Source organism: Sphingomonas ginsengisoli An et al. 2013 (assembly GCF_009363895.1).
Classification (GTDB): Bacteria; Pseudomonadota; Alphaproteobacteria; order Sphingomonadales; family Sphingomonadaceae; genus Sphingomicrobium; species Sphingomicrobium ginsengisoli.
The window spans coordinates 1,074,258-1,090,306 of sequence record NZ_CP045434.1 but is presented as its reverse complement, the minus strand read 5'-3'; the positions used below and the strand labels follow the sequence as shown (position 1 = coordinate 1,090,306).

The following is a 16,049-nucleotide window of genomic DNA, read 5'->3' as shown; positions in this document are numbered from 1 at the left end:
TGGGAGGCAATGTGGCCGCTTTCGAGGACCGCTACTACAACAGCGCGGACGGCGTGCGGGTCCATTACCGCGATTATGCCGGGGGCGAGCCCGAGCAGCCGCCGATCATCTGCCTACCCGGGCTGACCCGCAACGCGCGCGATTTCGAGCCGGTCGCCGATCGCTTCTCGGGGGAATGGCGGGTGCTGGCGCTCGATTTCCGCGGGCGCGGGATGAGCGATGCCGACCCGCAGCCCGAGCGCTACGTGCCGCCGACCTATGCCAAGGACGTGCTCAAGCTGCTCGACCAACTCGGCATCGCCGATGCGGTGTTTATCGGCACCTCGCTTGGCGGGCTCACCACCATGCTAATCGCGGCGATGGAGGAAGAACGGATCGCCGGCGCGCTGATCAACGACATCGGCCCCGACGTCGACCCGGAGGGGATCGCGCGTATCCGCAGCTATGTCGGCAAGGCGACCGGCTGGCCGAGCTTCGCCGCCGCCGGCGCGGCCTTCGCCGAGCGGATGGGCGACGTCTATCCCGACTGGACGCCGGCGCAGTGGGAGCAGTTCGCCCGCCGTTGCTGCCGCGAGGAGAACGGCGAGGTCGGCCTCGACTATGACATGGCGATTGCGCAGCCGTTCGCGGCCGCCAACGACGCCCCGCAGCCCGACCTGTGGCCGCTGCTCGACGGCCTCAAGGGCAAGCCGGTGGCGATCCTGCGGGGCGAGGTCAGCGACCTCTTCTCCGCTGCGACCGCCTCGAGGATGGTCGAGGTGCTGGGACCGAGCGCCGAGCTGGTGACGGTGCCGCGGGTCGGCCACGCGCCGAGCTTCGACGAGCCCGAATCGATCGCGGTGCTCGAGCGGCTGCTGGCGCGGGTCGCGCGCTAGCTCGTAATCCGCTTCAGCTTGGCGAGAGCAGTGTCGTCGCCCTCTTCCTGGGCGATGGTGGCGACGAACTTGCCGTCGCGGCCGAACAGCAGCGCGGCGGCGCTATGGTCCATCGTATAGCCGTCGGGGGCGCTCGAATCGGCCACCTTGGCTTCATAGACCGCGTGCTGCTTGGCGACCTGGTCGACCTGGGCGCGGGTGCCGGTGAGGCCGATGATCGGGCTGTTGAACAGCTTGGCGTAGCTGCCGACCGCCTCGGGCGTGTCGCGCTCGGGATCGACGCTGACGAAGACGATCTGGAACGGGGTCTCGCCCTTGCCGAGCTGGGTACGCAGGCGGACCAGCCGGGCGAGCGTGTTGGGGCAGACGTCGGGGCAGTGGGTGAAGCCGAAGAACATCACATAGGGCTGGCCGGCAAGCTTGGCCGAGGAGAAGGACTTGCCGTCGGCGCCGGTCAGGGTGAAGGGGCCGCCCAGCGTGAAGGCGCCCTGGGCGGGGCGCTGGGTCACCTCGCCCGAGGTCGCCGGCCGGAGCCAGAAGAAGGCGAATACGGCGAGGACGACGAGGACGACCGCCCAGATAATCAGGCGGAGGCGATGGAGGCTGGAGGTCGCCGCCGGCGCGGGGACGGGGTCGGTGGGCTCGGTCGTCGGATCGATCACTGGGGCGCGCTCATCTGGATCGGAAGCTGAAGGGTGCGGCGGCCGGCCTTGGCGAAGGTGACGGTCAGCGGGAGCTTCGCGCCGGGCTTGAGCGGGGCTTTCAGGCCCATCAGCATGACGTGATAGCCGTTGGGCGCCATGGTCAGCATCTTGCCGGGCGCGATCTCGATCGGGCCGGCGGGACGCATCCGCGAGACGCCGCCGGTCAATTGCGAGCGGTGGACGCCGGCCATGCTCGCGGCGGGGCTGGCGACGGCGACGAGCCGGTCGGCGCCGGGGCCGTAGTTGCGGATGACGAGGTAGGCGGCGCCGCTGCTCTGCCCGGCGACGGTGGGGCGGGCCCAGCCGCTGACCGTGACGCCGGTCGGCGCGGCGGACGCCGGGGTCGCGGCGAGGGTGGCGGCGAGCGCCAGGAGGAGGGGCGTGCGGTTCATGCGCGGCATGTAGGGGCGGGGGCGGTCACTCGCCAGTGAAACCGCTCAGTCCTCGGGGGCGACGGTGACCGCGAGGCCGTCGAGCGCCGGGCTGACGATGATCTGGCAGGAGAGGCGGCTGTCGGGGCGGCGGACGTCGGTGGTGTCGAGCACCTCGTCCTCGAGCGGGCTGACGGGATCGAGCCGGCCCAGCCACTCGTCGGCGACATAGACCTGGCAGGTGCCGCAACTGCAGCAACCGCCGCACAACGCGAGGATCTCCTCGATCCCGGCGGCGCGGAGGTTATCCATCAGCGAGCGGCCGGGGGTGACGCTCACCTGCTTGGCGCGGCCGTCGCGGGTGGTGACGGTGACCGTGACGCTCATCGCGCGGCTCTAAAGCGCCTCGACGATGGTGACGTTGGCGATGCCGCCGCCCTCGCACATGGTCTGCAGCCCGAAGCGCTTGCCGTTCTTGCGCAGCGCGTGGACGAGGGTGGTCATCAGCTTGGTGCCGCTGGCGCCGAGCGGGTGGCCGAGCGCGATCGCGCCGCCGTTGACGTTGAGCCGGTCGGGGTCGCCGCCCAGCTCGCGCAGCCAGGCGAGGGGGACGGGGGCGAAGGCCTCGTTGACTTCGTAGAGGTCGATGTCGGCGAGGCTGCGGCCCGAGCGCTCGAGCGCGCGGCGGGTGGCGGGGATCGGCTCCATCAGCATGATGACGGGGTCGCCGGCGGTGACGGTGAGGTGATCGACCCGGGCGAGCGGGGTCAGCCCATGCTCCTTGAGCGCGCGTTCGCTGACCACCATGACGCCACTGGCGCCGTCGCAGATCTGGCTGGCGTTGCCGGCGGTGACGACGCCGTCGGGCTTGAGGGTTTTGAGGCCCGCGAGGCCTTCCAGCGAGGCGTCGGCGCGGATGCCTTCGTCGTGGCGGTGCTGGTGTTCGCTGCCGTCCTCGCCGACCACGGTCAGGGGGACGATCTCGTCGTCGAAGTCGCCGCGCGCGGTGGCGGCGGCGCCGCGGCGGTGGCTTTCGAGCGCGAAGGCGTCGAGCTCCTCGCGGGCCATGCCGTAGTTGCTGGCGATCATCTCGGCGCCGGTGAACTGGCTGAACTCGGTGACGCCGTAGCGGTCCTTGATCGACTGCGGCCAGGGGCCGATGCCGATCCCGGCCTGCATCGGCAGGATGACGGGGAGGCCCATCGGCACGCGGGTCATGCTCTCGACCCCGCAGGCGATGACCACGTCCTGGGTGCCGCTCATCACCGCCTGGGCGGCGAAGTGGAGCGATTGCTGCGAGCTGCCGCACTGGCGGTCGATGCTGACCGCCGGGACGCTGTCGGGGAGCTTGCTCGCCATCACCATGTTGCGGCCGATGTGGAAGCTCTGCTCGCCGACCTGGCCGACGCAGCCGGCGATGACGTCGTCGACCGCGGCCGGGTCGATGCCGGCGCGGTCGACCAGTGCGTTCAGGACCGCGGCGCCGAGGTCGGCCGGGTGCCAGTCCTTGAGCGCGCCGCCGCGCTTGCCTCCGGCGGTGCGGGCGGCGGCGACGATATAGGCTTGGGGCATCGCGGTTCCTTGAGGGACTTAGGGGATGAGGAGGACCGAGCCGGTGGTCTTGCGCGCTTCGAGGTCGGCGTGGGCGCGGGCGGCGTCGGTGAGGGGATAGCGGGCACCGATGTCGGCGCGGACCTTGCCCTCGCGGATCATGGTCCACAGCCGCTCGGCCCCGGCGCGGCGCTCCTCGGCGTCGCGGTAATAGTCGAACAGGGTGGGGCGGGTGACAAACAGCGAGCCGTGGCTGGCGAGGAGGGCGAGGTTGACCCCGGTGACCGGGCCCGAGGCGTTGCCGTAGCTGACGATCAGGCCTCGGCGGCGGACGGCGGCGAGGCTGGCCTCCCACGTGTCCTTGCCGACGCCGTCGAAGACCACCGCGGCGCCCTTGCCGGCGGTCAGCTCGCGGACGCAGGCGGCGACGTCTTCATGGTCGTAGCGGATAACCTCGGCGGCGCCGGCCTGGCGGGCGAGGTCGGCCTTGGCCTCGGTCGAGACGGTGCCGATCACCCGCGCGCCGAGCGCATGGAGCCACTGGACGAGGAGCTGCCCGACCCCGCCCGCGGCGGCGTGGACGAGGACGTCCTGGCCGGCCTCGACCTTGCCACAGCGCTCGGCGAGGAATTCGGCGGTGCAGCCCTTGAGGAGGGCGGCGGCGGCGACCTCGGCGGAGATGCCCTCGGGGACCGCGACGAGCTGGTCGGCGGGGACGACGCGGGCGGTGGCGTAGGCGCCCTTGCGCGGGCCGAAGGTGGCGACCCGCTCGCCTTCCTTGAACGGCGCGTCGGGGCCGGCGGCGCGGACGATGCCGACCGCTTCCATGCCGAGCTGGCTGGGCAGCTCGCCCGGGTAGATGCCGTTGCGGTGGTAGACGTCGATGAAGTTGAGGCCGACCGCCTCATGCTCGACCAGCACCTCGCCGGGGCCGGGGGCGGGGAGGTCGACCGTCTCCCATTCGATGACCTCGGGACCGCCGGTGCGGCGGAGAATCGCGCGAGTGGCTTGCATGGGCAGCGATCTAGGATGCCGGGGCGGCGGGCGCCAGAGCGGGGCGAGCTCAGGCGATCGGCAGGCTGACGGTGGCGACGATGCCGCCTTCGGCGCCGTTGGCAAGGCTGACGTCGCCGCCGTGCGCGCGCGCCGCGCCGCGCACGATGGCGAGGCCGAGGCCGATGCCGCCGGTCTGGCGGTTGCGGCTCTGCTCGGCGCGGTAGAAGGGCTCGAAGGCGCGGGTGAGGTCGGCGTCGGTCATGCCGGCGCCGCGGTCGGCGATGGTCACTTTCGCCGTCTCGCGGGCGACGTCGACGCGGACGCGGGCTTCGGATCCGTAGGTGACCGCATTGGCGATGAGGTTGCCGAACAGGCGCTTCAGCAGCAGCGGGTCGCCGCGGACCACCGCCTTGCTCGCGCTCTCGAGGACGACCTGGCGGCCGAGGTCGGCATGGTCGTCGACGATCCCCTCGACCAGCAAGGCGAGGTCGATGAGCTCGGAGGAGCGGGCGCGGGTTTCCTCGAAGACGAAATCCATGGTCGCGCTGATCATTGCTTCCATCTCGGCGATCTCGCCGTCGGCGCGCTCGCGGGCGGGGCCGGCCATGTCGTGGAGGTGGAAGCGGAGGCGGGCGAGCGGGGTGCGGAGGTCGTGGGCGATGGCGCCGATGACGCCGGTGCGCTCGGCGATGTAGCGCTGGATGCGCGACTGCATCTCGTTGACCGCGTGGGCGGCCTTGCGGATCTCGGCCGGGCCGGCGAGTGCGACCGGGGCCAGCTTGGGCTCGCGCCCGATCTGGTCGGCGGCGCTGGCGAAGGCGGAGATCGGCCGGGCAAGGGCGCGGGCGAACCACCAGGCGATCGGCAGCACGAGGCAGAGCGCGAGGATGAGCAGGGTGACGGTGCTGCGCTGCCACGCCCCGGCCGGATCGTGATTAAGGCGGACGAGGACGCGCTCGCCGCCGTCGGGCAAGGTCGCCATCACCTCGAAGCCGCCGAAAATGAGCGGGTTGAAGGCGGTCGCGGGGTAGAGCCGCGCCTGGAGGAGCATCTCGTGGTCGGTGTGGGCCAGATTTTGCGGCAGTTCGGCGGTGCGGTGGAAGCGGACCGCGGTCGGCGCGACGCCGAGGTGCATGGCGATCGCGCTGCCGATCAGCCGGTCGGTCGGGGTCTCGGGGGCGATGGCGATGGGGCGCTCGCCGCGGACGATCTCGGTCGCTTCCTTGGCGATGGCCTTGCCTTCGAGCAGGCGCGAAATCTCGTAGGAGGTCAGCGGCGCCTCGCGCGGGGGCGAGCGCCACAGGATGATGCTGAGGTTGATCGCGGTCAGCAGCACCACCAGCGCGAACGACAGCGCGAGGGTCCGGCCGAGGATCGAGTCGAGGAACTGCAGCCGCCGACCGATCACCGGCGGACGACCTTGGGCATGAACATATAGCCTTCGGAGCGGATGGTGCGGATGAGCTCGGCGTCGTCGCGGCTGCTGAGCTTGCGCCGCAGCCGGCTGACCTGCGTGTCGACCGCGCGGTCGAACGCCTCGCTGTCGGGGCCGCGGGCGAATTCGAGCAATTGGTCGCGGGTCAGCACACGCTGCGGCCGCTCGACCAGCACGCGGAGGAAGGAGAATTCGCCCTCCGACAGGCTGACGATCACCCCGTCGGGATCGCGCAGCACGCGGCGCATCGAATCCATGATCCAGCCGGCGAAGAAGAAGCTGGTCGGCAGCTCGTCGACCGGCTCGGCGGGTTGCTGGCGGCGGAGCACGGCGCGGATGCGTGCCAAGAGCTCGCGCGGGTTAAACGGCTTGGCGAGATAGTCGTCGGCGCCGACCTCGAGGCCGATGATGCGGTCGGTCTCGCTGCCGAGCGCGGAGACCATCACGACGGCGAGGTCGCGGCGAGCGGAGAGCGAGCGGGCGATGGTCAGCCCGTCCTCGCCGGGCATCATCACGTCGAGCACGACGAGGTCGATCGGCTCGGCGTCGAGCGCCGCGCGCATCGCGCTGCCGCCATCGGCCGCCGACGTGCGGAAGCCGTGCTGGGTGAGGAAATCGCACACCAGCGAGCGCAGGCCCGGGTCATCGTCGACGACCAGGATATTGGCGGAATCGATCATCCGACCTCGCTAGCACCTTGCGGTGCCGGGAGTTTGTCGCGCCCGTAACGTGGCGGCAAGTGATCCGCCACCCGCGGACCGGCCGCCCCCTGCCATAATCAGACACAATCGCGACACGAACGAGGCAAGGCCGAGCGGCAGAGGGCCCGATACGCCCCGCCGGGCGACGTCTCACGATCCTTCGAGGACCTGGCCATGCTCACTCGCGACCGCATCTCCTTCCGCCCCGCCGTGACCGCACGGCGCCTGCCGACGATCGCCGGCGGGCTCGGCGCGCTGGTGCTGTTCCCCGGCACGGCATGGGCGGATTGCACCCCGCCGTCGCCGGCGGTGAGCGTGCAGTGCACGGGCGCCTCGACGGGCTATTCGAACGTCTCGACCGGGGTAAACCTGACCGCCGACAGCACCGCGGCGATCACCGGGCCGATCCTGCTCGGCAACAGCGCGGTCGTGACCAACGGCGGCTCGGCGACGAGCAGCACCACCGCGCCGCTGATCCAGGTCGGCAGCGGGACCCTGATCACCAACAACGGGACGCTGTCGCTGACCAGCAGCACCACCGGCAGCGCGGCGCTGCTGCTGGGCGACAATGGCACGGTGGTGAACAACGGGTCGCTGAGCGCGGTGGCGGGGACGCCGGTGGTGCAGTTCGGCCAGAATGGGACCTTCACCGACAATGCGGCGGCGACCGCGGCGGTGACCGGCAACATCGTGTTCGGTCCGAACGTGAACGGCGGGACCAGCACGCTCAACAATAACAGCACGACCTACGGGATCACCGGCAACATCTATTCGAGCGGAAGCACCGCCATCAACAACAATGGCCTGCTGACCGGGCTGCTCGTCCAGACCCCGACCGGGAGCAATGTCAGCTTCAATAACGGCACTGCGGGCGTGTTCACCGGCGGGCTGTCGACCGGCGACACGACGACGCTGGTCAACAATGGGGCGATGTCGATCGCCTCGGCGAGCAGCCTCGGCAGCGCCCGGCTGGGGGTCAGCAGCCTCACCAACAACGGGACGCTGACCATCGGCACCACCAGCCCGACCAGCCTGGTGGTGGCGGGCAACTTCACCAACAGCGCGAGCGGCGTCCTCAACATCGCCTTGCACAGCAGCGGCGCGGTCGCGCCGGTCGCGGGGACGACCTACAGCCAGATCTACGCGGCGGGGAGCGGCGGGACCGCGATCCTCGGCGGGACGCTCAACCTCGTTCCGACGGCGGGCTTTTACCAGTCGGGCTCGACCTACAATGTGATCGTCGCCGACCAGTCGATCAGCGGCAACTTCGCCAGCGTCAACGGGACGACGCTGCCGTTCATCAGCTTCGTGCCGGTCGGCGTGGTCAGCCTTGGCACGGGGCAGGCCTATCAGGTGATGGCGGTGCGCACCGCGACTTATGCCGGGGCGATCGGGTCCGCGGGGACGGCCGACCAATTGGTCATCGCCAACGCGCTGCAGCCGCTGGTCACCGCCGCCAACGCCGACCCGACCTCGAACGCCGCGGGGCTGGTGGGGACCATCGACCTGTTGACGGTGCCGCAGTCGCTGACCCTGCTTAACCAGTTCAATCCGGTGGGTTACCTGGCCTACGGGCAGGCGCTGGCCGACCAGATGAACATCTTCAACCGCCAGGTGCGGATGCGGATGCTCGATTTCCGCGCGGATAGCGAGCCGGCGGGGTTCTGGATCGACGCCAATGCGCAATTCCACCTCGGCAGCACCCCGACGGAGGGGTCGCGCGAGCAGCTCTACGGGCTGACCGCGGGCTATGACATCAGCGGGCCGCACTGGGTGCTGGGGGCGGCGATCGGGCTGTCGTCGGCGACCCTGCGCGATGCGACGAGCGGGCTCAGCGGTCACAACAACGCCTTCATGTTCGGCGGCTATGGCGCGGTCCATGCGGGTCCGCTGGTGGCGACCGCGCAGCTTGGCTACGACCTCGGCAACATCTCCGCCACCAAGGCGCTGTCGCTGACCTATGCGACGACCACCGTCGCGGCGACCTCGACCGCCGCGGCGACGACGACCACGGCGGCCAGCAACACGACGGTGACCGCCTCGCCCAAGGATCATCTGCTCAAGTTCAGCGGGACGCTCGGCGTCGCGCTGCCGGTCGCCGGGATCAAGGTGACGCCGTTCGTCGGGCTCGACTATGCGCGCGGAGCGATCAACGGCTTCACCGAGGCGGGCGCGAGCGCCGCCGACCTCACCGTCAGCCGGATCTCGCTCAACCGCACGGACCTCTTGGGCGGCATCGAGATCACGCCGAGCGACGGCAAGTTCCGGCCCTATGTGCGGGGGGACTATCGGTCTGAGCTCGGTGGGTCGGCGAGCCCGGTGGTGACGGCGGTGTTCAACGCCGACCCAAACACCAGCTTCTCGCTCACCGACCTGACCGCGAGCCGCAAACAGGCCGACGTCGATGCGGGCGTCAACATCGTGTGGGAGGAGGGCGGGACGATCTTCCTCGGCTACCAGGGTACGCTGAGGAGCCACATGAGCGAGCATGGCCTCCATGCGGGGATCCGGCTGAGCTTCTAGGCGGCTGCAGCGACGCGGAAGGGCCGTTTTCTCACGTTCGTTGACTCAAGGTTAATCAGGAGTAAACTTTCCGGCGGCACCCAGGGGAGATCAGTTGTGAACGCAACCGTGACCGTCGATCGTAGTGACCGCGTCTCCATCCCACACAGCAACACGAAATATTGGACGGTCGGGGCGATCGTCGCCGCGGTCGCGGTGGGCGCTTACGGTGTTGGCCGCGTCTATCCGCCGCAAGGTCCGTCGGCGGGCACCATCGCGCCGGCTGACCGCTATGTCTCGTCGCAAGTCGGGGCGAAGGACGTGCAGCTGGGCGACCAGTCGGTCGCGCAGCTGATGCAGACCGATGCGTTCGACCTCCTGACCCGCGATCCGGGCTTCCGGGCGTTGGCGCGCGATGCCGGCTTCCAGGCCGCGCTGCAGAACCCGCAGGCGATGGCCGCGGTCGCCGCCAATCCCAAGGCCTTCGCGGCGCTGGCGGCCAATCCGGCGGCCTTCGCGGCGGCGGTGCGCGACGCCAATGCGATCAGCGCGGCGGCGACCCAGGCGGACGCGAGCCGGGCGGCCGCTATCGCCGCGATGGCGCAGAATGCTGCCGGCTTCTCGGCGTTGGCCGGGCATCCGCAGGTCTTCTCGGCGATCGCCAGCAACGCCGATGCCTTTGCCAAATATAACCAGGCGAACGGGATCGCCGCGGCGCTGCGCAACCCGCAGGCGGTGGCGGCGGTGCGCGGCGATGCGGCGGCGTTCGCCAGGCTCAGCGCCGACTCGGCGGCGATGGCCAAATTGAGCCAGAGCAATGCGGTCGCCGCCATGGCCCAGAACGCCAAGGCCTTCGCGGCGCTGAGCGCCAATGCGCAGGCGCTGGCCAATGCCGCCAACCAGGCCGCTTCGCTGTCGGCGCAACTGACCTCGGCCGATGCGATGAGCGCGGCGGGGACGATGGCGCAATATGGCAGCAACTTCGGGGCGATGGCGACCAATGCGCAGCTGTTCTCGGCGCTCGCCCAGAACGCGCCGGCGTTCGCGGCGCTGGCCAATCATCCGCAGGCCTTCGCGGTGATGGCGCACAATCCGCAGGCCTTCGCCCAGTTCGCCGGGCGCGGGGCCGACTTCGCCGCGGCGGCGCGCTCGGGTCAGGTGTCGGCGATGCAAAGCGATGCGGCGGCCTTCGCGCGACTCGCCGCCGACAGCCAGGCGATGGCGGCGGTGGCCAAGTCGAACGTGTTCGATGCGATGGCGCGCAACGCCGCCGCCTTCCAGTCGCTCGCCGCCAATGCGCAGATGTTCCGCAGCGCGACCAACGCGGCGGCGCTGAGTGCGATGGCGCGCGACCAGGCGGCGTTCGCCTCGCTCGCCCGCAACGCCAATGCCGCGGCGAGCGCCGCGCTTTCGGCGCAGGCGGCCAACGCCGCCGCCGCCGCGGCGCAGATGGCGGCGAGCGGGCAGGCCAATGCCCAATTGATCTCGGCGATGGCGCAATATCCGCAGGCGATGTCGGCGATGGCGAGCAATCCGGCGGCCTTCGCGGCGCTGGCGCGGCAGCCGGCGGCGGTCGCGTCGCTGGCGCGCAACGCGGACGCGATCGCCGCGCTCGGGCGTAATCCGTCCTTCGCGGCACTGGCGATGAACCCGAGCTTTGCCGCGGCGCTGCGCAGCGGCGGGCTGGCGGAGGCGACCGCCCGGCAGTGAGGGTAAGAGGGCGGGCCTCGGTCGAGGCCTGACCCGAATAGAGGGGAATGCGGTTGGGGGCAGCCAGTTGCGTCGGGGGCCTGTGCGCCTGAGTGGCATGCTGCTGGCCGGACTGGCGATGCCGGTGGCCGCCCAGCAGGCGCCCGAGCCGCAAGCCCCGCCGCCGGCGCCGCCGCCGACCACCGTGGTCGAGCCGGGCTCGCCGATCCCGCCGACGCCCGAGCCGGGGCCGACCCCGCGCCCGACCGAGGAGACCAAGACGGTCCCGCAGGACGCGTCGGGCATTCCCCTGTCGACACTCGAGACGAATGACTTCTCGCTCCTCTACTTCGACCCGGTGCAGACCTTTCTCACGCCCTACCTCGGCCGGGCGTTCGAGAATGCGATCGACTTCCACAAGCGCAAGTTCAACTGGAAGCCGTGGGATCGCACCACCGTGCTGCTCAAGGACTTCGGCGATTACGGCAACGCCGGCGCGCGGGCGTCACCGAACAACGCGGTGCTGCTCGACGTTGCGCCATTGAGCCAGAGCTTTGAGACATTCACGCCGGGCGAGCGTTTCTTCACGCTGATCAATCACGAGCTGGCGCATGTCGCGACGATGGACGTGTGGAACCGGCACGACGCCGCGTGGCGGCGGCTGCTGCACGGCAAGCCGATGCCGATCCAGGAGCATCCGGAATCGATCCTCTACAATTATCTGACCACGCCGCGGACCAACGTGCCGCGCTGGTATCTCGAGGGCAGCGCGGTCTTCTTCGAGACGTGGATGGCGGGCGGGCTCGGCCGGGCGCAGGGCGCCTTCGACGAGATGGTGTTCCGCGCCAAGGTCCGCGACGGCGAGCGGCTCTATTCGCCGCTCGGGCTCGAGAGCGAGGGGAACAGCGTCGACTATCAGGTCGGGGTCAACGACTATCTCTACGGCACCCGCTTCTTTTCCTACCTGGCGCTGACCTATGGGCCTGAGCGCGCGGTCGACTGGCTGCGGCGGCCGGAGGGGAGCGCGGGTTTCTATTCGGCGCGGTTCAAACAGGTATTCGGCAAGCCGCTCGACCAGGTGTGGGGCGAGTGGCTGGCGAGCGAGCGGCAGTTCCAGCAGGGCAATCTGGCGCGGCTGGCGCAATATCCGCTGACGCCGGTGACGCCGCTCAGCCCGCGCGGACTGGGGTCGATCTCGCGCGGTTACGTCGACACCAAGACGAACAGCCTGGTCGCGGCCTTCCGCTATCCCGGGCGGATCGGCTTCGTCGGGACGATGGACCTCGCCACCGGCAAGCTGAGGCCGCTGCGCGAGATAAAGGGCATGATGCTCTACAAGGTCACCAGCCTGGCCTTCGACGAGCAGGCGCGCACGATCTTCTACACCGAGGACAATTACGCCTTCCGCGACCTGATTGCGCTCAACGTCGACACCGGCGAGCACCGGATGCTGCTCAAGGACGCGCGGATCGGGGACATGGTGCTCAATCCCGTAGATCGCTCCTTGTGGGGCATCCGCCACCAGAACGGCTATGCGACCTTGGTGCGGATTCCCGCACCCTATACCTCGTTCAACCAGGTCCACACGTTCGACTATGGGCAGATCCCGTTCGACCTCGACATCTCGCCCGACGGCGCGCTCGTCTCGAGCAGTTTCGGCGAGATCGACGGCAAGCAGTCGGTGCGGGTGTGGAAGAGGCAGGAGCTGCAGGACGGGCTCGGCCCCATCGAGGTGACCCGGCTCGAGCTGCCGCCCTCGACGCCCGAGGGGTTCGTCTTCACGCCCGATGGGAAGAGCCTCATCGGGTCGAGCTATTATACCGGCGTCTCCAACATCTACCGGTTCGATCTGGCGACCGCGAAGTGGGCGGTGGTCAGCAATGCTTCGACGGGTTTCTTCCGCCCGCTGCCGCAGCCCGACGGGTCGCTGATCGTCTACGATTATTCGGGGCAGGGCCTGCGCCCGGTGCGGATCGTGCCCAAGGTGCAGGACGACCTTGGCACCATCCAGCTGTTCGGCACCAAGGTGGTGCGGACCCATCCCGAGCTGCAGTCGTGGGGAGTCGGCTCGCCGGCGAAGATCGATCTCGACCCGCTGGTGACGGGGCGCGGGCGTTACGATCCCGGCAAGCGGATGCGGCTGGCGGGGGCCTATCCGATCGTCGAGGGCTATCGGAAGACGCCGGTGGCGGGATACCTCTTCCACTGGGAGGACCCGATGCAGTTCCGCCAGGTGACCGCCACGGTCGGCGTGTCGCCGCTGGGCGAGCGGACGCGCGGGGGTGAGCGGCTGCACCTCGACGTCCAGTATAAGACGCTCGCGTGGAAGCTGCGCTACCGCCACAACGGCGCCGACTTCTACGACCTGTTCGGTCCGGTCGAGCGGAGCCGCAAGGGCGACATTTTCACCGCCGAATACGTGAAGAGCCTCACCTACGATCCGCCGCGCCAGCTCGAGCTGTTCGGCAATGGCGGCGTCTATCTCGGCCTCGACCGGCTGCCCGGCGCGCAGAATATCGTCAGCCCGCGCAACATCGTCAGCGTCGAGGGCGGGCTGCGCTTCCACAATCTGCGCAAGAGCCTGGGCAGCGTCGACCGCGAGAAGGGGCTGGCGTGGCAGGTCAGCGGGGGCGTCGACCGGGGCGGCGGGGTGACCAGTCCCAAGCTGGCAGGGAGCCTCGACGTTGGCGTGCCGCTGCCGCTGCCGAACAGCTCGGCCTGGCTCTATGCGGCGGCGGGGAGCGCGTGGGGCAAGGCTGCCTCGCCGCTTTCCAATTTCTACTTCGGCAGCTTCCGCAACAACTATGTCGATGACCGGCCCGAGAAACGGTATCGCGAGACCGAAGCCTTTCCGGGCTTCGAGATCGATGGGATCGCGGCGCGGCGTTATGCCAAGCTGATCGGCGAGGTGAACTTGCCGCCGGTGCGCTTCGCCGAGGTGGGGACGCCGTCCTTCTACCTTTCCTCGCTGCGGCCGGCGCTGTTCGGCGGGACTTTGCTGACCCGCGATCCGGCGGGCGGGGGGCGGCGCTTCGGGACAGTCGGCGGGCAGCTCGACCTTAACTTCACCGTCGCGCTGCGGCTGCCGATGATCGTCTCGGTCGGCGCCGCGCACGGCTTCGGGCGACGCGGGGAGGGGCGGACCGAGACGATGATCAGTTTGAAGATCATGTGATGGCCGGGACGGTCGGCCACTGGCTGGTGGCGTTGGTGCCGGTGCTGGCGATGCTCGGCCTGTTCGTCTGGCTCGACGCGTTCAAACTGATGCGGCTGCACGAGATAGCGGCGCTGCTCGGGCTTGGCGCGGTGGCGGCGGCGCTGTCCTATCCGGTGGCGGGGCGGGTGATCGACGCGCTGCCGCTCGGCTTCTCCTTCTACAGCCGGTTCATCGCGCCGTTCATCGAGGAAACGATCAAGGGCGCGGCGATCGTGCTGCTATTTCGGATGAACCGCATCGGGTTCAAGCTCGACGCGGTGATCAGCGGGTTCGCGGTCGGCGCCGGCTTCTCGGTCGTCGAGAACATCCTCTATTTGCTGCGCTTCCCCGAGATGGCGATCGGCGTCTGGCTGGTGCGCGGGCTGGGGACGGCGGTGATGCACGGGACGACGCTGGCGGTGCTGGCGGCGATCGCGCACGAGCTGGCCGAGGCGGAGACGCGCGGGAACGCCGACGACTATGACTTTCGCTGGTGGTGGTTCGTGCCCGGCTATGCGGCGGCGGTGGCGCTGCACCTCATCTTCAACCAATTGCCCGACCACCCGCTGCTGGCGATGATCGGAGCGCTGACGGTGGCGCCGATCGTGGTGATGGGGCTGTTCCGCTTCGGCACCGCGGAAGCCGAGCAGTGGCTGCTGAGCGAGCGCGCGGCGCATGCCGAGACGCTGGGCGTGCTCGAGGCGGGCGGGTTTCCGGACGATGCGCGGGGGCGACGGCTGGCGGCGCTGTGCGCGCGGAGTGGGGCGGCGGCGGGCGAACGCATCCGCGCCTACGCCTGCGCGCAGCTCGCGCTGATCGTGATGGCGGAGGGGGCGCTGGCACGGCCGGGGGAACGACCGGAGGGCGGCGAGGCGGCGTTCGCGCGGGTCCGGGCGGCGCGGCGGGAGCTTGGGCCGACCCTGCTCGCCGCGGTCGATCCTTTGCTGCCGATCAGCCGCAACGACCAGTGGGAAATCCGCGAGCTGGAGGAGCGGCTGACGCGGCGGTGATCAGCTCGCGGCGCCGGCGATGCGGAGGAAGTTGCGGCTGGGAATGGTGATGTCGTCGCTCTGGTGGATGAGCCACATGCCGGTCACCGCGCGCGGGTCGCTCAGCGGACGGTAGACGAGGTTCGCCGACTGCAGCGCGCAGAGCGATTCCGCGAGCACGGTGATCCCGAGGCCCGCCGCGGCGAGCCCGAACATGGTCGAGATTTCGGCCACCGTCTGGGCGACGTGGGGCCGGATGCCGGCGTCGGCGAGCATGGCCATGAATTCCTGGGTGAAGCCGCCGCTGCGATCGAGCGCGTAGACGAGCATCGGTTCGCCCTGGAGGTCGGCGAGGGTCAGCTCCGAGCGCTCGGCGAAGCGGTGGTCGGGGCGCATGGCGACGAACAGTCGCTCGGTCAGCAGCGAGACGGCGGTCACCCCCTCGGGGAGGGGCGGGGGGCCTGAGCGGCGCAGGAAGCCGACGTCGAGCGTCCGCTCGGCGACCGCCTCGATCTGCGCCGGGCCGCCCTTCTCGCACAGGTTGAGGTGGACGTCGGGAAAGGCCTGGCGGAAGTCGTGGATGGCGCGGGCGACGCGGGGGACGAAGGGGGCGGAGGCGTTGAAGCCGATGCTCAATTCGCCAAGTTCCCCGGCGGCTGCGCGGCGGGCGATGGTGACCGCATGGTCGGCCTGCGCCAGCGTGGTGCGCGCTTCGTCAAGGAACAGCCGGCCGGCCGGGGTCAGCGCGACGCTGCGGCTGGTCCGCTCGAGCAGCCGGACTCCGAGCTCGTCCTCGAGCGCGCGGATCTGCTGGCTCAATGGCGGCTGCGAAATGCCGAGGTGGCGGGCGGCGCGGGCGAAGTGGAGATCCTGCGCGACCTGGACGAAATAGCGAAGATGCCGCAGCTCCATCAATATGTTTTAGCTATCGATCCTGCTGCAAACAATATTAGACAATCGCAGGTGCGGACCTAGGTGCTGCGACGGTGCCGCCGTCGCGGCGCCAGTCTCGTCTCGACCTCTGCCCGGCCATGCGTTCC

At 70.0% G+C, this 16,049-nt stretch carries 13 protein-coding genes; 5 read left to right on the top strand and 8 right to left on the bottom strand.

Annotated elements, in window-relative coordinates:
- Window positions 1-11 precede the first annotated feature (11 nt).
- Window positions 12-875: an alpha/beta fold hydrolase gene (locus GCU42_RS05260; protein WP_114227734.1), complete on the top strand. Its 864-nt coding sequence runs from the start codon at window positions 12-14 to the stop codon at window positions 873-875.
- Here the strand turns inward: GCU42_RS05260 and GCU42_RS05255 are convergent.
- The 7 genes from GCU42_RS05255 to GCU42_RS05225 are packed head-to-tail and all read right to left on the bottom strand — an operon-like array spanning window position 872 to window position 6,612.
- Window positions 872-1,537: an SCO family protein gene (locus tag GCU42_RS05255; RefSeq protein ID WP_114226561.1), complete on the bottom strand. Its 666-nt coding sequence runs from the start codon at window positions 1,535-1,537 to the stop codon at window positions 872-874. The two genes, GCU42_RS05260 and GCU42_RS05255, sit on opposite strands and share 4 nt — an antisense overlap.
- On the bottom strand, window positions 1,534-1,971 hold the full coding sequence (locus GCU42_RS05250; protein WP_162789137.1) for a copper chaperone PCu(A)C: 438 nt from the start codon (window positions 1,969-1,971) through the stop codon (window positions 1,534-1,536). The genes GCU42_RS05255 and GCU42_RS05250 overlap by 4 nt, the downstream gene beginning before the upstream one ends.
- A gap of 45 nt (window positions 1,972-2,016) precedes the next feature.
- Complete coding sequence (locus GCU42_RS05245) at window positions 2,017-2,337, bottom strand: 2Fe-2S iron-sulfur cluster-binding protein (RefSeq protein ID WP_114226559.1); 321 nt, start codon at window positions 2,335-2,337, stop codon at window positions 2,017-2,019.
- Window positions 2,338-2,346: 9 nt separating this feature from the next.
- Entirely contained in the window at window positions 2,347-3,522 is a 1,176-nt protein-coding gene (locus tag GCU42_RS05240; protein WP_114226558.1) for an acetyl-CoA C-acetyltransferase, read from the bottom strand.
- Window positions 3,523-3,540: 18 nt separating this feature from the next.
- Entirely contained in the window at window positions 3,541-4,515 is a 975-nt protein-coding gene (locus GCU42_RS05235; protein ID WP_114226557.1) for a quinone oxidoreductase family protein, read from the bottom strand.
- 49 nt (window positions 4,516-4,564) lie between these two features.
- Window positions 4,565-5,905 carry an ATP-binding protein gene (locus tag GCU42_RS05230; RefSeq protein ID WP_114226556.1) on the bottom strand — a complete coding sequence of 447 codons (1,341 nt, stop codon included), beginning with the start codon at window positions 5,903-5,905 and terminating at the stop codon, window positions 4,565-4,567.
- Window positions 5,902-6,612, bottom strand: a complete 711-nt coding sequence (locus GCU42_RS05225; RefSeq protein ID WP_114226555.1) for a response regulator — start codon at window positions 6,610-6,612, stop codon at window positions 5,902-5,904. Before GCU42_RS05225 ends, GCU42_RS05230 begins: the two co-directional genes overlap by 4 nt.
- A 195-nt stretch (window positions 6,613-6,807) precedes the next feature.
- On the opposite strand from GCU42_RS05225, the gene GCU42_RS05220 reads away from it, so the two are divergent.
- The 4 genes from GCU42_RS05220 to GCU42_RS15505 all read left to right on the top strand — a co-directional run bounded on the left by GCU42_RS05220 (window position 6,808) and on the right by GCU42_RS15505 (window position 15,030).
- A complete protein-coding gene (locus tag GCU42_RS05220; RefSeq protein ID WP_114226554.1) occupies window positions 6,808-9,156 on the top strand; it encodes an autotransporter outer membrane beta-barrel domain-containing protein in 2,349 nt (782 codons plus the stop codon).
- A gap of 96 nt (window positions 9,157-9,252) precedes the next feature.
- Entirely contained in the window at window positions 9,253-10,845 is a 1,593-nt protein-coding gene (locus GCU42_RS05215) for a hypothetical protein (protein WP_114226553.1), read from the top strand.
- 82 nt (window positions 10,846-10,927) lie between these two features.
- Window positions 10,928-13,999, top strand: coding sequence for a TolB family protein (locus tag GCU42_RS05210; RefSeq protein ID WP_152569452.1), 3,072 nt, complete (start codon window positions 10,928-10,930; stop codon window positions 13,997-13,999).
- A complete protein-coding gene (locus GCU42_RS15505) occupies window positions 13,999-15,030 on the top strand; it encodes a PrsW family intramembrane metalloprotease (RefSeq protein ID WP_114226551.1) in 1,032 nt (343 codons plus the stop codon). Before GCU42_RS05210 ends, GCU42_RS15505 begins: the two co-directional genes overlap by 1 nt.
- Here the strand turns inward: GCU42_RS15505 and GCU42_RS05200 are convergent, their stop codons facing one another.
- Window positions 15,031-15,921 carry a LysR substrate-binding domain-containing protein gene (locus tag GCU42_RS05200; RefSeq protein WP_114226550.1) on the bottom strand — a complete coding sequence of 297 codons (891 nt, stop codon included), beginning with the start codon at window positions 15,919-15,921 and terminating at the stop codon, window positions 15,031-15,033. It lies immediately after the preceding gene.
- Between the last annotated feature and the right edge of the window lie 128 nt (window positions 15,922-16,049).

Bases quoted from the DNA above. Each gene is read 5' to 3' on its own strand.
- GCU42_RS05250 (WP_162789137.1), bottom strand. From the start codon at position 1,971: ATGAACCGCACGCCCCTCCTCCTGGCGCTCGCCGCCACCCTCGCCGCG.
- GCU42_RS05245 (WP_114226559.1), bottom strand. From the start codon at position 2,337: ATGAGCGTCACGGTCACCGTCACCACCCGCGACGGCCGCGCCAAGCAG.
- GCU42_RS05240 (WP_114226558.1), bottom strand. From the start codon at position 3,522: ATGCCCCAAGCCTATATCGTCGCCGCCGCCCGCACCGCCGGAGGCAAG.
- GCU42_RS05235 (WP_114226557.1), bottom strand. From the start codon at position 4,515: ATGCAAGCCACTCGCGCGATTCTCCGCCGCACCGGCGGTCCCGAGGTC.
- GCU42_RS05225 (WP_114226555.1), bottom strand. From the start codon at position 6,612: ATGATCGATTCCGCCAATATCCTGGTCGTCGACGATGACCCGGGCCTG.
- GCU42_RS05220 (WP_114226554.1), top strand. From the start codon at position 6,808: ATGCTCACTCGCGACCGCATCTCCTTCCGCCCCGCCGTGACCGCACGG.
- GCU42_RS15505 (WP_114226551.1), top strand. From the start codon at position 13,999: ATGGCCGGGACGGTCGGCCACTGGCTGGTGGCGTTGGTGCCGGTGCTG.
- GCU42_RS05200 (WP_114226550.1), bottom strand. From the start codon at position 15,921: ATGGAGCTGCGGCATCTTCGCTATTTCGTCCAGGTCGCGCAGGATCTC.